This is a genomic window from Alistipes montrealensis (assembly GCF_018362775.1).
In the GTDB taxonomy this organism is placed as follows: Bacteria; Bacteroidota; Bacteroidia; order Bacteroidales; family Rikenellaceae; genus Alistipes; species Alistipes montrealensis.
Map to the genome: position 1 here is coordinate 248,373 of NZ_JAGYXY010000002.1, position 15,120 is coordinate 263,492.

At 59.6% G+C, this 15,120-nt stretch carries 9 protein-coding genes; 5 read left to right on the forward strand and 4 right to left on the reverse strand.

What is annotated here, in order from left to right:
* The first annotated feature begins 53 nt into the window (after positions 1–53).
* From KG007_RS04300 to KG007_RS04320, 5 genes are all read left to right on the forward strand, one after another.
* A complete protein-coding gene (locus KG007_RS04300; RefSeq protein ID WP_213347482.1) occupies positions 54–1,664 on the forward strand; it encodes a calcineurin-like phosphoesterase C-terminal domain-containing protein in 1,611 nt (536 codons plus the stop codon).
* A 55-nt stretch (positions 1,665–1,719) separates the two neighbouring features.
* Positions 1,720–2,574 (forward strand): endonuclease/exonuclease/phosphatase family protein, encoded by an 855-nt coding sequence (locus tag KG007_RS04305; protein WP_213347483.1) that lies wholly within the window; start codon positions 1,720–1,722, stop codon positions 2,572–2,574.
* Between the two features lie 76 nt (positions 2,575–2,650).
* A complete protein-coding gene (locus tag KG007_RS04310) occupies positions 2,651–4,228 on the forward strand; it encodes a beta-N-acetylhexosaminidase (protein WP_213347484.1) in 1,578 nt (525 codons plus the stop codon).
* 6 nt (positions 4,229–4,234) lie between these two features.
* Positions 4,235–7,723: a family 78 glycoside hydrolase catalytic domain gene (locus KG007_RS04315; RefSeq protein ID WP_213347485.1), complete on the forward strand. Its 3,489-nt coding sequence runs from the start codon at positions 4,235–4,237 to the stop codon at positions 7,721–7,723.
* A 31-nt stretch (positions 7,724–7,754) separates the two neighbouring features.
* Complete coding sequence (locus KG007_RS04320; RefSeq protein WP_213347486.1) at positions 7,755–10,562, forward strand: family 78 glycoside hydrolase catalytic domain; 2,808 nt, start codon at positions 7,755–7,757, stop codon at positions 10,560–10,562.
* A 119-nt stretch (positions 10,563–10,681) separates the two neighbouring features.
* Here KG007_RS04320 and KG007_RS04325 read toward each other — a convergent pair whose 3' ends face one another.
* The 4 genes from KG007_RS04325 to KG007_RS04340 form a co-directional block, all read right to left on the reverse strand.
* Positions 10,682–12,055 carry an MFS transporter gene (locus KG007_RS04325; protein WP_213347487.1) on the reverse strand — a complete coding sequence of 458 codons (1,374 nt, stop codon included), beginning with the start codon at positions 12,053–12,055 and terminating at the stop codon, positions 10,682–10,684.
* A gap of 35 nt (positions 12,056–12,090) precedes the next feature.
* A complete protein-coding gene (locus tag KG007_RS04330) occupies positions 12,091–12,975 on the reverse strand; it encodes an endonuclease/exonuclease/phosphatase family protein (RefSeq protein WP_213347488.1) in 885 nt (294 codons plus the stop codon).
* A gap of 13 nt (positions 12,976–12,988) precedes the next feature.
* Positions 12,989–13,519, reverse strand: a complete 531-nt coding sequence (locus KG007_RS04335) for a sigma-70 family RNA polymerase sigma factor (RefSeq protein ID WP_288237822.1) — start codon at positions 13,517–13,519, stop codon at positions 12,989–12,991.
* Positions 13,520–13,657: 138 nt separating this feature from the next.
* Entirely contained in the window at positions 13,658–15,115 is a 1,458-nt protein-coding gene (locus KG007_RS04340; RefSeq protein WP_195459554.1) for a calcineurin-like phosphoesterase C-terminal domain-containing protein, read from the reverse strand.
* Positions 15,116–15,120: the final 5 nt, after the last annotated feature.

Below are 15,120 nucleotides of genomic sequence, written 5' to 3' on the forward strand. Positions count from 1 at the left end.
CCCGGCTCCTGCCGGGACCGGGAGCACCAAAAACAAAAAAACGACCGAAAACAATGAAAACATTCCGCATATTGACAATGTGTATGCTGGGGGCCTTCCTCGCCGTGAGCTGCGGCGTAAAAGAGGAGCAGGGCGGCAAAGGCGGCGGCGAGATCGACTACTCGCAAATCGAGGTGAAACCTGCCGTCGGCAAGGACCTCTACGGACAGATCACCGACACCAACGGCAAACCCATCCGCGGCGTAGTGGTGAGCGACGGTACGACCAGCGTAGCGACCAACACCTACGGCATTTACCAAATCAAACGCAACCCCGAGGCGAAATTCGTCTACTACTCGACGCCCTGGGATTATGAGATCGAAGTGGCAGAGGACTGCTCCGCGGCGAAATTCTACGCTGAAATCCCCGAAAACGCAGGTGTGCACCGCCAGGACTTCTGCCTGCGCAAACGCACGGGCAATGCCTCCGACTTCACCGTAATCGGCATAGCCGATCCGCAGGTGAAGGTTCCTGTGGACAACGAGCGGTTTTCGACGGAAACCGTCCCCACGCTCAAAAGCACGGTCAGCAAACAGACTAAGCCCTGCATTATCCTGACGATGGGCGACATGGTCGAGGACAACCTCGACTACATGGCCGCCACACGGCTGAACCTCGGCTCGACGGGCGCCCCGGTATTCTCCGTCGTCGGCAATCACGACAAGATGCGTTACGCCTCCGATCCGACGCGCCCCCGCAACACCAACGATCACAGCACGCTGTGGGGACCGACCGACTACTCGTTCAATATGGGCAACTACCTCTTCGTCGGCATGGACAACGTCATCTACGAGAACGGCTACGACTATCACGGAGGCTTCACCGACGAACAGGCCGCATGGCTCGAACAGCAGGTAGCGCCTGTCAGCACGGACCGTTCGGTTATCCTCTTCTGCCATGTCCCGATGTACAGTTCGAGGAACTCGGCACGGATTCTCGACATACTCAAACGGTTCAAGTCGATCGATGTATTCTGCGGCCACACGCACGACCACCGCAATATTGAAAACGACACCTATTTTGAGCATGTCCACAGTGCTGCAAGCGGCTCCTGCTGGTGGAGCAACCTGAACAACGACGCCACGCCGCAGGGATTCATGGTTCACGAAATAGCGGGTAACTCGATCAAGAACGCCTATTTCCAGCCCACCAAACACGACCGCAGTTTCCAATTCCGCCTCTATCGCGGCAACCAGGTCTACAAAGGCTGGGGCAACCCCAATGACCTGTACGGCGCAGGCAACGCCGACGTACAGTACGACTACACGTTCGGGCTGGGCGATGACGTGATCGTGGCCAATGTCTGGAACGCCGACCCAAAATGGGACATCGCCGTCTACGAGAACGGCACATATTCGGGCAGCATGTCGCGCATCAGCATGAAAGACATGTGGGGCATGGCCGTGCACGAAGGCAACACCTACGAGACCCGCATCAACCGCTGGGTAGCCGTCACCGTCACCTGCACGCACCTCTACTCCTACAAGCTCAAAGACAGGAATGCCGAGGTGAAGGTGGTCGCTACGGACCGCTACAACAACAAGTATGAGTCTTCGGAGTTTACGACCGATGTAACGGAAGGCGTTTCGCTGCTGAAAAACGAGAATCCCTACCTGAACCGATAACAAACACGCCGGACCCGTCGGGCTGACGGATCCGGCGCAAAAAACGCGAAAAAACATGTCTGCAATCCAAAAACTGGCACTCTTCGCATGCACCGCCGGGCTTTGCCTGAATACAGCCTGCAGCAAAGACGACGACGGACCGAAAACACCCGGCGACGGCAAGGGAGAAGGCGTCATCCGCCTGGTCACCTACAATGTGGCGACGTTCCGATACGATGCGGAGAACTTCCCCGCACCGGACCGGGCCTACGCGGCGATCGGCAATTTCCTGAAAGAGATCGAAGCGGACGTTGTCTGTGTCAACGAGATCGACGACGGCGTACCGCGCACGGACGGCATCGACCAACCGAAGCATTTCGCCGAAGTTATGGGTGGCTGGGACTATATTTTCGGCCCGGCGCTCGATCCGCACCCTACCGGCGGCCGCTACGGCGAGGCGGCTTTTTCCCGCAAAAAAGCCATTGCCAAAGACTATGTCTTCCTACCCCAGGGCGTCGGGACCGAGCGAAGGGTGATGTGCGTGTTGGAATTCGACGATTTCGTATTTCTCGCCACCCACCTCGAACATTCCAACGGAGCGGCGCACCCGGGGCAGATCGCTGTGATCAACGATTATGTCGACAACCATTACGCAAATTCGGCGAAACCCATTTTTCTGGCGGGCGACATGAACGCCCGGCCCGAATCGGAGACGATAGCCCTTTACCAGCAGAAATGGAAAGTCATCTCGGCCACGCAGCAGACCTTCCCGGCGAACAAACCCGACCGTTGCCTCGATTATATCCTGGCTTACAAGAACGATGCGAAATACCAGGTGGTGCAGTCACAGGTGGTACGGCTCTCAGGCTCCGTCAAACTGAACCTCGTTTCCGACCATTTGCCCGTATTTACCGACATCAAACTACAATAAAAAAATTAACTTTGCCTTATCGGATATCAGCAGGGAGAAATCCCTGCCGATATTCGTATTACCAAGCCGCAACCCGATGAGAAACTCCATTCTATTGCTCTTTGCCGCTCTTTTCGCGGCTTCAGTCCGTGCTCAAAGCATCGACATCATTCCCCGGCCCCAAGCCCTGACCGAGGGCAAAGGCACGTTCCGGTTCTCCGCAAAAACAGCGATCGTCGCAGACCCCGAACTCCGACGCCCGGCAGAACTATTCGCTGCGGACATTCAGCCCGTCGTCGGATACCGAATCTCCATAGCTGAAAAGGGAACCGTATCGCTCTCCGTAGACAACACGCTCGAAGCAGAAGAGTACTCCCTCGCGGTTACACCCAAAAACATCCGCATCCTCGGAGGATCGCCTCGCGCCGTATTCTACGCCTTGCAGACACTCTGGCAACTCTTAGCGCCCGACGGAACAGTACCCGCGGTCATCGTCCGCGACAAACCCTGTTTCGCACACCGCGGCGGAATGCTCGATTCCGGACGGCATTACTTCTCCGTCGAGGAGGTAAAGCGGTTCATCGACATGCTCGCCATGCACAAACTCAACGTCTTCCACTGGCATCTGAGCGAGGACCAGGGATGGCGCATCGAAATCAGGCGCTATCCCCGCCTCACCGAGGTCGGGTCCATACGCAAACAGACCGTCATCGGACGATACGACAAATCCGACGAAAGCCGCAACCGGTACGACGGGACCCCCTACGGAGGTTTCTACACGCAGGACGACATACGCGAAATCGTGGCATATGCAGCCGAGCGGTACATCGAAGTAATTCCGGAGATCGACATGCCCGGACACATGTTAGGGGCCCTCGCATCCTATCCACAACTGGGATGCCGCGGAGAAGGATACGAGGTATGGACCCATTGGGGAATCTCCAAAGACGTGCTCTGCGCGGGAAAGGAGGCCACCTTCGAGTTCGTAGAGAACGTGCTGGCCGAGGTATTGGAACTATTTCCCTCCAAACTCATCCACGTCGGAGGGGACGAGTGTCCCAAGGAGCGCTGGAAGGAGTGTCCCGCCTGCCAGCAGCGAATCCGCGAAGAGGGTCTCAAGAACGAGAACGAATTGCAGAGTTACTTCATGCACCGCGTCGAGAAGTGGCTCCACCAGCACGGACGCGAGCTCATCGGATGGGACGAGATCATGCAGGGAGGAATCTCCAAATCGGCCGTGATCATGGCCTGGACCGATCAGTTCCGCGGAACTGACGCCGCAAGGAACGGAAACCGCGTAATCATGACACCCAAATGGAACTGCTACCTCGACTATGCACAGACTTCAGAGCCCGAGAAACTCGAACCCATAGGACCCACACGATACCTATCCATGAGGCAGGTATACCGACTCGACCCTTACGACCGGCTCAAACCCAAAGAGTACGAGAACATTCTCGGAATACAGGGAAACGTATGGACAGAGTACATCGCAGACTTCGAACACCTACAGAAAATGGCATTGCCCCGCATGGCCGCGATAGCCGAAGTGGCTTGGGCATACGATAGGAAGGATTACGACGATTTCCAAAGCCGAGCGAAAAGACTCCTACCGACGTTATATACAAATGCAGGGTTTCAATTCGCAAATTTCTTCTTCGAGAATATAGAATAAAAAACGATGAAAACAAGACCCTGTATCCTCCTGCTATCGGCGGCGCTCCTGCTGCTGACGCCCTGCGGAGCATCGAGCAAGGAGCCCGCCGGCGTCGCAGTAGCACATATGACCTGCGAATACCTGGAAAGCCCCGCCGGGCTGGACATCCGGCAGCCGCGCTTCAGTTGGACGCTCGAAGCGACGGATTCCAGCGAATATGCTCAGGCTCAGAGCGCCTACCGCATCGTCGTGTCGGATTCCGCAGACGCAAAAAGGCCGGGCAGCATGTGGGACACGGGCTGGGTCGATTCGGACGCTTCGCAACTGATCCGCTACGCCGGAAAACCACTCGCATCGGACCGCACCTACTACTGGAAGGTGCAGATCCGGGACCAGCGGGGACGCACCTCGCCGTGGAGCGAGACCCAGAGCTGGACAACAGGGTTGTTCGACCCCGGCGACTGGTCGGCGCGGTGGATCGGCAGCGACGAGGTGCTGGACACAACCTCCAAAGAGGACTGCAACATCAGCGACCCCTGGCTGCGCAAGCGGGTAACACTTAAAAAACGCCCGGCGCGCGCCGTGATGTTCATCGCATCGGTCGGCTACCACGAACTCTACGTCAACGGCCAGAAGATCGGCGACCACATCCTGGCCCCCGCGGTCAGCGACCACACCTTCCGGGCACGCTACATCGCCTACGACATTGCCCCCTTCCTGCACAAAGGCGAAAACGTCGTCGCGCTGTGGCTCGGGACCTCGTGGTCGATCTTTCCCTCCTACGACATCGAAAGCCGTCCCCGTACGCCGATCGTGCTGGCGCAGGCCGACATCTACTACCAAAACCCCTCCGGAACCCCCGATCTGCGCATCGCCACCGACACGAGATGGAAAGTACACCCAAGCCCCAACAAACTCACCGGGCGCTGGCGTACGGGCAGCATGGGCGGCGAACTGTGGGACGCACGCCGGGAACTCCCGGAATGGAACATCCTCGCCTGCGATGAAACCCCGTGGCAGCAAGCGACGGAATACGCGCCGCAACTGCGGCTCTCGGCACAAACGACTTACCCCAACCGGGCTTTCGCGGAGATCACGCCCGCAGACATCGAGCAACTGACAGACGGCACATACCGCGTCGATATGGGTGTTAATTTCACCGGATGGACCTCCATCCGCGTCAAGGCCCGCCCCGGTAAACGCGTCGAGTTCCTCTTTTCGGAACGGGAACAGTTGCCGATGACCTTCGGCATTCGCAGCGCCTGCATCGTCGGGCCTTCGGGCGAAGCGACATTCCGCAACCGTTTCAATTACAGCGGTGGACGGTGGATCACCATCCGGGGAGCCTCGGAAAAACCCGCTCCCGCCGACATCCGAGGATGGGCCGTCCGGACCGATTTTCCGCGGACAGCCCGTTTCGCCTGCTCGGACACGTTGCAAAATTGGATTTACGACCGGGTACTATGGACCTTCCAGAACCTCTCCCTCGGAGGCTACATCGTCGATTGTTCGCAGCGCGAACGGCTGGGTTACGGCGGCGATGCGCACGCCACGAGCGAAACGGGGCTGACGAACTTCGCCATGGGCGCGTTCTACACCAAATGGATGGAGGACTGGCGCGACGTACAGGGACGCCGGACCCGGAAGGACCGATCCGCAGACGGCGATCTCCCACACTCGGCGCCGACCTATGGCGGCGGAGGCGGGCCGGCCTGGGGCGGTATCTGCGCCACGCTCCCGTGGTACGTCTATCAATACGAAGGCGACGAGCAGATTCTGCGCGACAATTTCCCGCTGATCGAAAACTGGCTCGCATTCCTCGCGTCGCACACCCGCGACGGACTGCTCCGGCGCTGGGGAGGCCGCTGGGACTACCTCGCCGACTGGCTGTGGCCCGGCGCCACAGCCGAGGGCATGAACAACGACAAACCGCAGGCCGAATGTTTCAACAGTTGCTACTACGCCTACAACCTCGCCACAGCGGCGCAGATTGCTTCCGTGATCGGCCGCGACAGTTGCGCCGCGGCCTGGAACGCCCGGGCCGACGAGGTCCGGCAGGCCGTTCACCGTGCCTACTACGACCCGGCAGACCACAGTTACTGCGACCGCTCGATGGGCAACCTCGCAGCGGCGCTGATAGGCGGAGTCCCGCCTCCGGAACTGTGGCCCGTGGTCCTGAAACGACTCGAACGGGAAATCCTCGAAGTCCGCAAAGGCCATATCCACGTGGGAATCACCGGAGGAGCGCTGTTATTTAAACTGCTCCGTGAACTGGGACGCGACGACCTGATTTACAGCATGACCTCGCAAACCGGCTATCCCGGATGGGGCTACATGAAGGCATCGGGAGCCACTTCGATCTGGGAGATGTGGGAAAAGGACCTGCGCGGGCACTCGCTGCTCCACAGTTCGTTCCTCTACCCGGGAGCGTGGTATATCGACGGCGTGGCGGGTATCCGGACCGACCCGGAACACCCCGGGTTCCGGCGCTTCGTCATCCGCGTGCCGCGGCTGGAACAGGAGCACATCAACTGGGCGGAGGCCTCGGTGGAGACCCCCGCCGGAACCGTCATATCGTCGTGGAAACAACACGGCGGCACACTGTCGCTCAACGCGACCGTTCCGCCCAACACCGTAGCCACGGTCCTGATCCCCGACCGTCCCGGAACACGCATCGTGGAGTCTTCGGGCCATGCCCAACCGCTGGGAACGGAGGCCGGATATGTCCGCTACCGGGTTCCGGCCGGAAAATACGCCTTCCGGCAGACGCCGGACACGACGGCCCGCACGGTACGCCTTACAACCTACAACGTCGGCGTATTCAACAAGTATGTCCGCAACGACTATCCGTTCGTCGCCGACATCCTCAGGGAGACAGGGGCCGAAACCGTCTGCCTGAACGAACTCGACAGCTGCACGACCCGCACGGGCGGCGTCTTCCAACTCGGGCGCATCGCCGCGCTGATGGGCGGCTGGAACCACCGCTACGCCGCAGCCATGCCCTACCGCGGCGGGGCGTACGGCATCGGCGTCATGACTCGTAAAAAAGTCCTCAACTCGTTTACCGTATGCCTGCCCAAAGCCAACGGAAGCGAGCCGCGGGCGCTGGCCGTCCTCGAACTGGAAGATTACGTGATCGCCTCCACGCACCTCGATTACGCTACGCCCGAAGCGCAGTTGCAGCAGATCGGGGTGATCACGCGCGTGATAAAGGAGCGGTACGGCAAATCCGGAAAGCCCGTCTTCCTAGGCGGCGACATGAACGCCACGCCCGGTTCACGGGCGATCGAAGCGCTGAAGCGCGACTGGACCGTGCTGACCGAAACTTGCCGGGGAACCGTCCCTTCGGAAGCCCCGTGCGACTGCATCGACTACATCCTGCAACTCGACAACGGCGTCCCGTGCGAGGTCGTATTTTCAGGCGTTGTGAACCGCAGCGCCGCCGGCGACATCGCCAAAGCCTCGGACCACCTGCCCGTGACGCTCGAAGTAAGGCTGCCGAAAAAGAGATAACCCGCCCTGCGACCCAATAAAAACCCAACCCATGAAACCACATCCGATACGATTCCTCATTCTCTGCCTTTTCGCCCTGCTCCCCGCCGGGGCGCACGCACAAGGCTTTTCGGCCTGTGAACTGAAATGCGAATACCTCGAAAATCCGCTGGCCGTGAACACCCTTACGCCGAAATTCAGTTGGAAAGCCGCTTCGGAACGGCGGGGATTCGTCCAAAGTGCCTACGAAATACGTGTTGCCGACACCCGGGAAGAACTCGCCGCCAGACACGCATGCCTGTGGGACAGCGGAAAGGTACGCAGCGGGCAGTCGCTGCACATCCCTTATGCGGGAGCGGCGCTCTGTCCGGGAGAGTTCTATTATTGGAGCGTCCGCATCTATGACGCGGCCGGAAAAGCCTCCGCATGGAGCGAACCGGCCCGGTTCGGGATCGGGTTGCTCGGCGAAAAGGACTGGGAAGGCGCGCAATGGATCGCCCTGGAACTAATGCCCGAAAAGGAGCGGCTGGTTCCGGGCGCAGCCAACAACGCGACGCTCCGGGAACGGCTCGGCGGCCGCAACCCGGGCCGGAACAAACTCCCGCAGTTCCGCCGCGAGATCGACGTGCGCAAGCCCCTGAACCGGGCCGTGGCCTACGTCTCGGGCCTCGGACATTTCGACTTTTTCCTCAACGGCCGCAAGGTGGGCGATCACCTGTTCGACCCCGCCGCCACGGACTACGACAAACTCGTGAACTATGTTCCCTTCGAGGTAACCCCGCTGCTGCAGCAAGGCCGCAACGCGCTGGGCGTGATGCTCGGCAACGGATTTATCAGCATTCCCCGGGAACGTTACTACAAAGGGCTTGCGAGTTACATGTACCCCAAAATGATCCTCAAACTGACGCTCGAATATGCGGACGGCAGCCGCGAAACGGTAGTCTCCGACACATCGTGGCGCACGACCGAAAGCCCCGTGACTTACAGCAGTATCTACGGGGGCGAGGACTACGACGCAACGCTCCTGCGGGAAGGCTGGATGGAACCGGGCTACAACGATTCGGCATGGCAGCGGGCGCTGCCCGCGCCGCTTGGCGAAGGAACCGTTTTACAGGCACAGACCGCCTACCCGCTGCGCGTCATGCAGCAATTCCGCCCCGTAACCCGCCGCCTTACCCGCCATGGCAAATGGCTCTATGACCTGGGGCAGAATTTCCAGGGAATCGTGCAACTGACCGTAACAGGTAAAAAGGGGCAACGCGTGATGATCCACGCCACGGAACTGTACGACGAAAAAGCCGATTCGGTGCATCGGTACGGCGGCTATAAGGACGAAGTGCGCTTCACCTACACCATCGGCAGCGACGATCGGCCGGAAACCTGGCATCCCCAGTTCACCAACTACGGACTGCGCTACGTGCAAGTAACGGGGGCTGTACCCGCCGGGGAGAAAAATCCCGACGGACTGCCCGTCATTGGAGAGATCGTCGGACTGCATGTCCGCAACTCGGCCCCGGCTACCGGGTCATTCCGCTGTTCGGACGAACTGCTCAACCGCATAAACACGCTGATCGAATGGGGCATTAAAGGCAATATGGGCAGTTTTATGACCGACTGCCCCCACCGCGAAAAACTGCCGTGGATAGAGCAGTTGCACCTGATGTTCGGATCACTGCAATCCAGTTTCGACCTTTACAAACTCTACGAGAAGATAGCGGCCGACATGGCGGCGGCCCAGTGGGAAAACGGACTTGTGCCCGACGTGGCGCCGATGTACTTCCTTTTCGGCGGCGGATTCGTTGATTCGCCCGAATGGGGTAGTTCGATGATCCTCGTCCCGTGGAAGGTCTACGAATACTACGGCGATCCGTCGCTCGTCGAACGGCATTACGACAGCATGAAACGCTACCTGGAGTACCTCGAATCGAAAGCGACCGACTACATTCTCAGCCACGGGCTGGGTGACTGGTGCGACATCGGCCCCAAACGGCCCGGCGTATCGCAGCATACGTCGCTCGCGGCCACCGCGACGCCCGTCTTTTACATGGACGCCGTAACGATGACCAGGGCCGCGGAACTGCTCGGCAGGGAGCAAGACGCCATAAGGTTCCGGCAACTGGCGGAGAAGATCAAACGCTCCTATAACACCAAATTCTTCCATCCCGACACCAAATCCTACGACCGGGGCAGTCAAGCGGCCAATGCGATCGCCCTGTGCGCCGGACTGGTCGCCCCGGACGACGAACGGGCCGTGGCTGAAAACATCGCAGCCGACATCCGCGCCCGGGGCAACGCCCTGACGGCCGGCGACGTGGGCTACAACTTCGTGCTGCGGGCCCTCGAAGCCCACGGCATGTCGGAGGTCATCTACGCCATGAACTCGCGCTACGACGTACCCGGATACGGCTACCAGATCGCCCGGGGCGCTACCGCCCTGCCCGAAACATGGGACGCCCGCACAGACCACTCGCACAACCACTTGATGCTCGGACACCTGCAAGAGTGGTTCTACACACAGGTCGGGGGCATTCAGCGTGACCCGCAATCGCCGGCCTACAAACAATTCATCGTAAAACCGGCTGTTGTCGGGGGAATCACGTTCGCCCGGACCTCGTTCGAGTCACCCTACGGCACGATCTCGACCGGCTGGGAGACGACGCCCGGCGGATTCCGGATGAAGGTTGCGGTTCCGGCCAACACGACGGCGCAAATCTGGATTCCAGCTGTCCCGGACGACCCCGTAACGGAGTCGGGCATCCGAGCCGACCGGGCCAGCGGCGTGCGCCACCTGTTCGACGCCGGCGGATATAAAGTCTACGAAGCCGGAGGTGGAACCTACCGTTTTGCGGCCGGGAATTGAAAAAGCGCCTGCAAATGCAGGCGCTTTCGTTTACCATACCGGGACCCTGTAACGCGCAGGGTCGGAAGCCGCATAAAGTCAGAATGAGTCGAATCGGTTTCATCCTGTCTTGCGTCGTATTACGCATGCGATTTTTTCGACACGAAGAGCGCAAGGATGAACGACAATGCTGAAGCCGCAATCCAGAAAATAATGGCCGTATCGAAATCATAGGTCGTGACGCCGTCGGCGACTGTTTTGCCGGAGTTGATCAGCCAGCCGCTGACGATGTCCTGCAATCCGGCGCCGACATAGCTGGCCATGCCCACGATGCCGAGGGCCGCGCCGGTAGCTTCGCGCGGCACGATGTCGATGGCCATCAGTCCGCCCAAGAAACAGATCAGCACGCCGATCGCCATGCCGAAGAGCACCATGCTCAGAAGGTTGACGAACATGCTGTCGCCCGAATAGAGGAACAGGCACAGGGCGATGGTGTTGAGCACGCCGAAGCCGAAGGCCAGCACGTTGCGGCGGCCGTGGAAAAGCGTATCGGAGAGCCAGCCCGAAAAGACGGTCCCGACGATACCCAGCAGGGCGTTGACCGAGATGACCTGCGTGGCCGTGGCCAGCGAATAGCCCTTGGCCTCCTGCAGGAACAGCACGCCCCAGCCGTTGATGGCATAGCGGCTGACGTACATGAAGGCGCTCGAAAGGGCCAGAATCCAAACGAAGGGATTCCGGATCACGGAGCGTTGCAACTGGGCGGTCGAACCGTGGTCGTGGTTCTGCTCGGGAGCCTCCTCGCCCGTCAGCACTTCGATCGGGGGCAGGCCTTTCGATTCGGGGGTGTCGTGCAGCAGGAAGGCGATCACCAACACGCCCAGCACCCCGGCCACGGACGACCCGACGAAGCCCCACTGCCAGCCGAAGATGCCGACGACGGCTCCTACGAACAAGAACGAGAGGAACTCGCCGAGGTTGTGGCTGGCGCTGAAAAATCCGTAGTAAGTGCCGCGCTTACTGAGGGGATACCACCTCGAAAGGGCGATGATCGCCGGGGGCGCGCCCATCGACTGCGACCAGCCGTTGACGCCCCACATCACGGCAAAGGCGACGAAGAGCGTCATGTTGCCCACCACACCGATTCCGTTGGCGAAGCCCAGCACGCCGACCAGCACGTTGGCGACGGCCGACACGCACAGTCCGGCGGCCATGAAACGCTTGATATTGCTGTGATCGGAGAGAAATCCGTTGACGAATTTACCGATGGCATAGGCGAACAGCAGCGCCGAGCCGATGATGCCGAGCTGCGTGGCGTCGAGCGCGCCGCTTTCGAGGATCGGCTTCTTCACGACGTTCAAACTCGTGCGGCAGACGTAATAGAGGCTGTAACCGACCGTGCCGGCAATGAAGCTCTGGAAACGGAGCTTTTTGTAAAGTTTCATGCGGGCATCGTCGTCGCCCGTAAAGGGCGCCGAAGGCTCGCTTTTGCGAAAAAATGAGAATATATTCATTATCAGTCCGGGAATAGTTTCAGGTAAAAGTCAGGTTATTCGGAAAAGGCCAGCTGGACCTTCACCGGGAAATGGTCGGAGGGCGTGCGGGCCCGGAAGGGCTTTGCACTGCCTTCGGGTTCTTCCGAGCGGTAAGTATCGGTCAGAATGCCGTAACGCAGCACCCGGAAACCCCGCGTCACGAAGACGTAGTCGATGTGGCGGAAGGTTTTGCGGTCGGGGTCGAAGCCGTTTTCCGTACCGGTCCAGGCATATTTGATCTCCGCGAGGTCGAACGTATCGTACAACAGGCCCGAATCGTGGAGCACGGCGTAACTCTCGCTCGTTTCGCCGACATTGAAGTCGCCCGTGAGCACGGCACGCTCGCCGCGGCACATCGTGCGGATCTTATCGAGCACCAGGCGGCAGCTCTCGGCCTGTGCACGCTCGCCCTTGTGGTCGGTGTGCAGGGTGAAGAACCAGAAGCGCTCTTTGGTTTCCCGGTCGAGGAAACGGCCCCAGCAGCAGATGCGGACGTATTTGGCATCCCATCCCTTGTTCGGACGCGAGGTGTCTTCAGCAAGCCAGAAGTGCCCTGAATCGAGCAGTTCGAAGCGGTCGCGCTTGTAGAATACGACCGAGTATTCGCCCTCCCGGACGCCGTCATCGCGGCCTACGCCCGTGTAGCCGTAGCCGGGCAGCGCCGCGAGCAAGTCCTCCAACTGGCTGTGGAACACCTCCTGCGCCCCGAAAATATCGAAGTCGTGAAAACGGATGAGCGATGCGATAACGGGCAGGCGCTGCTGCCAGCCATCGCCCTTCGCATCGTCGCCTGCATTGAGTTGCCGGACGTTGTAGGTTCCCGTCGCAAGAGTCTGTGCAGCGGCGGGGGACACCGCTGTGGCTGCAACGGCGCAAAAGAGAATAAACAGTTTCTTCATATCGGTTTTTCGGTTAATCGTTCTTTTGTTCCGAATCGGGCCAGTATCCCTTGAACTGCGGTGAACGGCGGAACCAGCGGATCGAAATCGAAATATGTTTCTCGACGGTGCGTTGCGCAATATGCAGCTTCTCGGCAATCTCACGGTTCGTAAGGCCGTCGATGCGGCTCAGGCGGAAAATGCGTGCGGTCTGCGGCGGCAGGTGGTCGCACAGCGCCAGCACCTCTTCGACGAGCAGCGTGGCCAGCGGCGAGTCGTTGGGAGCGTCGAGAAAATCTCGCATGGCAAGCGTCTCCCACGCCCGGGACTCCTGCAACTTGCCCAGGTCGATGCTGTTGTAAAGTATTTTATTCTGCCGCAGCCAGTTCAGGCATTCGTTGTGAGCCATTGAAAACAGGTAGGCCGGGACTTTGTCGCGATCGAGGCAGGGCCGCCGCTTGAGGAACTTGTAAAAAATCTCCTGGATGATGTCGTCGGCCAAATCCCCGCGGCCCGTCACTCCGTTGACATAGGCACACAACCGCGGATAAAGAGCTGTAAACACCTCTTTTACCTCCCGTTCGGTATACCCGAAATATGAAGCTCCGGAATAAAACATCCAATATACAAATTCCGCCCCGCGGGACACCGGCTACACGCCGGGACCGCAGCGATTTATGGCGGCAGCATCCAAAATCATACCTTACCAGCTTACGCGTTCGGAATAAGTCGTTCCGAAACGGTCGGTCACACGGACCTCGCCCGCCGTGACACCCGCCCCGGGCTTGATCCGGAACATGTGGAACGACTTGGCCGGCTGGCAGTATTTCCGCGTGGTCTTGTTGGTTACCGTAGCGTAAAGGTCCACGTAATCGGGATCGAACTCCTCGCAAGGCTCCATTTCGCCCACCTTCACGCCGTTCTCCCACCATTCGACGGGCCCCCAGGCGTCGTCCCAGGTCCAGACGTTGGCCAGCACGTAATCGCTTCCCGTCCGCACGGGCGAATAGAGACGCATCTGGTGGTTGCGGTCCTTGCCGCACGAGTGGTAATACCACGACACGTCGTCGCCGTTGACGTCGACGATCAGATACCCCTGGGGCGTACCGTCGTTATTGAGGTGCTTGTTCAGGCGCAGCGAGCCGGTCGAACGCGTGACGGTCACAGCCGTCAGGTTCTCGATGGGCATCTGCTCCGAGCGGTTGTAGTTGTAGATATACGTGTGGTGGTTGTGTCCGGCCCACGAATAGACATTCTTGAATTTGAGCAGTTCGTCGCGGTAAACCGGGTAGTTCTTGTTACGGGTCGAAAAGCTGCTGTGCTTCTTGAACATCTGCGAATGGGCGCAGATCATGATCGTTTTGTCCTTCGGCACATAGCTCAGGTCCTGCCGGAGCCAGTGCGCGATTTCGTCGCTCAGGCCCAGTTCGTAGGATTTCGTAGCGTCGTCGCGGCCGTAGAGGATGTTGTCCACGAAGACGTAGTGCATGTCGCCGATGTTGGCCGAATAGCACGTCGGACCGAGGTACATCTCGAAATAGACCGTTCCCAGCGAGTCGCTCAGGATGGTCGTCTGGTCGTGGTCGTGGTTGCCGATGACGTTGAAAGTCGTCGTATTCACCCGCTCGGTGTTGTCGATATAGGTGTTATAGACGTTCATGTCGTTGTAAACCAAATCGCCGAGGTTGATGCCGTAGCACGGGGTCGTGATCGTGCTGCGCATGCGGATCATGTCCGGAATAACCACCGAACGGTAGGCCTCGGCCGAACCGTCGACGCCGTAGTTCTTGATCTGCGGGTCGCCCTGCACGAGCAGCGTATGGTGTACGGCAGGCGTCATACGCGGTTCGAGCACGAAATCGGCCTTCACCTCCGTCTGGAAGCGGTCGATGTGCCGGAAGAACTGCGGGCAGCCGTGACGCGCCGGAATTTCGTATTCGGCCGGGACCGAAATAAACACGAAACGGCGCAGCGCAAGGTCGCTCGTCAGGGCATAACGCCCGTCGGCGTCGGTCTGCGTACAGTTGAGTCCGTCGCTCACCACGACACCCTCGATGGGCAGTCCGCCGGTCGAAGTCACCCGGCCCGTTACATTCGGGGTCTGGGCATAGGCGGCAAAACAGAGGACCGTCGCCCAGATATAGATGATCAAACGTTTCATATCTC

Bases quoted from the DNA above. Each gene is read 5' to 3' on its own strand.
- KG007_RS04330 (WP_213347488.1), bottom strand. From the start codon at position 12,975: ATGAAGAAACTGTTTATTCTCTTTTGCGCCGTTGCAGCCACAGCGGTG.
- KG007_RS04300 (WP_213347482.1), top strand. From the start codon at position 54: ATGAAAACATTCCGCATATTGACAATGTGTATGCTGGGGGCCTTCCTC.
- KG007_RS04315 (WP_213347485.1), top strand. From the start codon at position 4,235: ATGAAAACAAGACCCTGTATCCTCCTGCTATCGGCGGCGCTCCTGCTG.
- KG007_RS04325 (WP_213347487.1), bottom strand. From the start codon at position 12,055: ATGAATATATTCTCATTTTTTCGCAAAAGCGAGCCTTCGGCGCCCTTT.
- KG007_RS04310 (WP_213347484.1), top strand. From the start codon at position 2,651: ATGAGAAACTCCATTCTATTGCTCTTTGCCGCTCTTTTCGCGGCTTCA.
- KG007_RS04340 (WP_195459554.1), bottom strand. From the start codon at position 15,115: ATGAAACGTTTGATCATCTATATCTGGGCGACGGTCCTCTGTTTTGCC.
- KG007_RS04320 (WP_213347486.1), top strand. From the start codon at position 7,755: ATGAAACCACATCCGATACGATTCCTCATTCTCTGCCTTTTCGCCCTG.
- KG007_RS04305 (WP_213347483.1), top strand. From the start codon at position 1,720: ATGTCTGCAATCCAAAAACTGGCACTCTTCGCATGCACCGCCGGGCTT.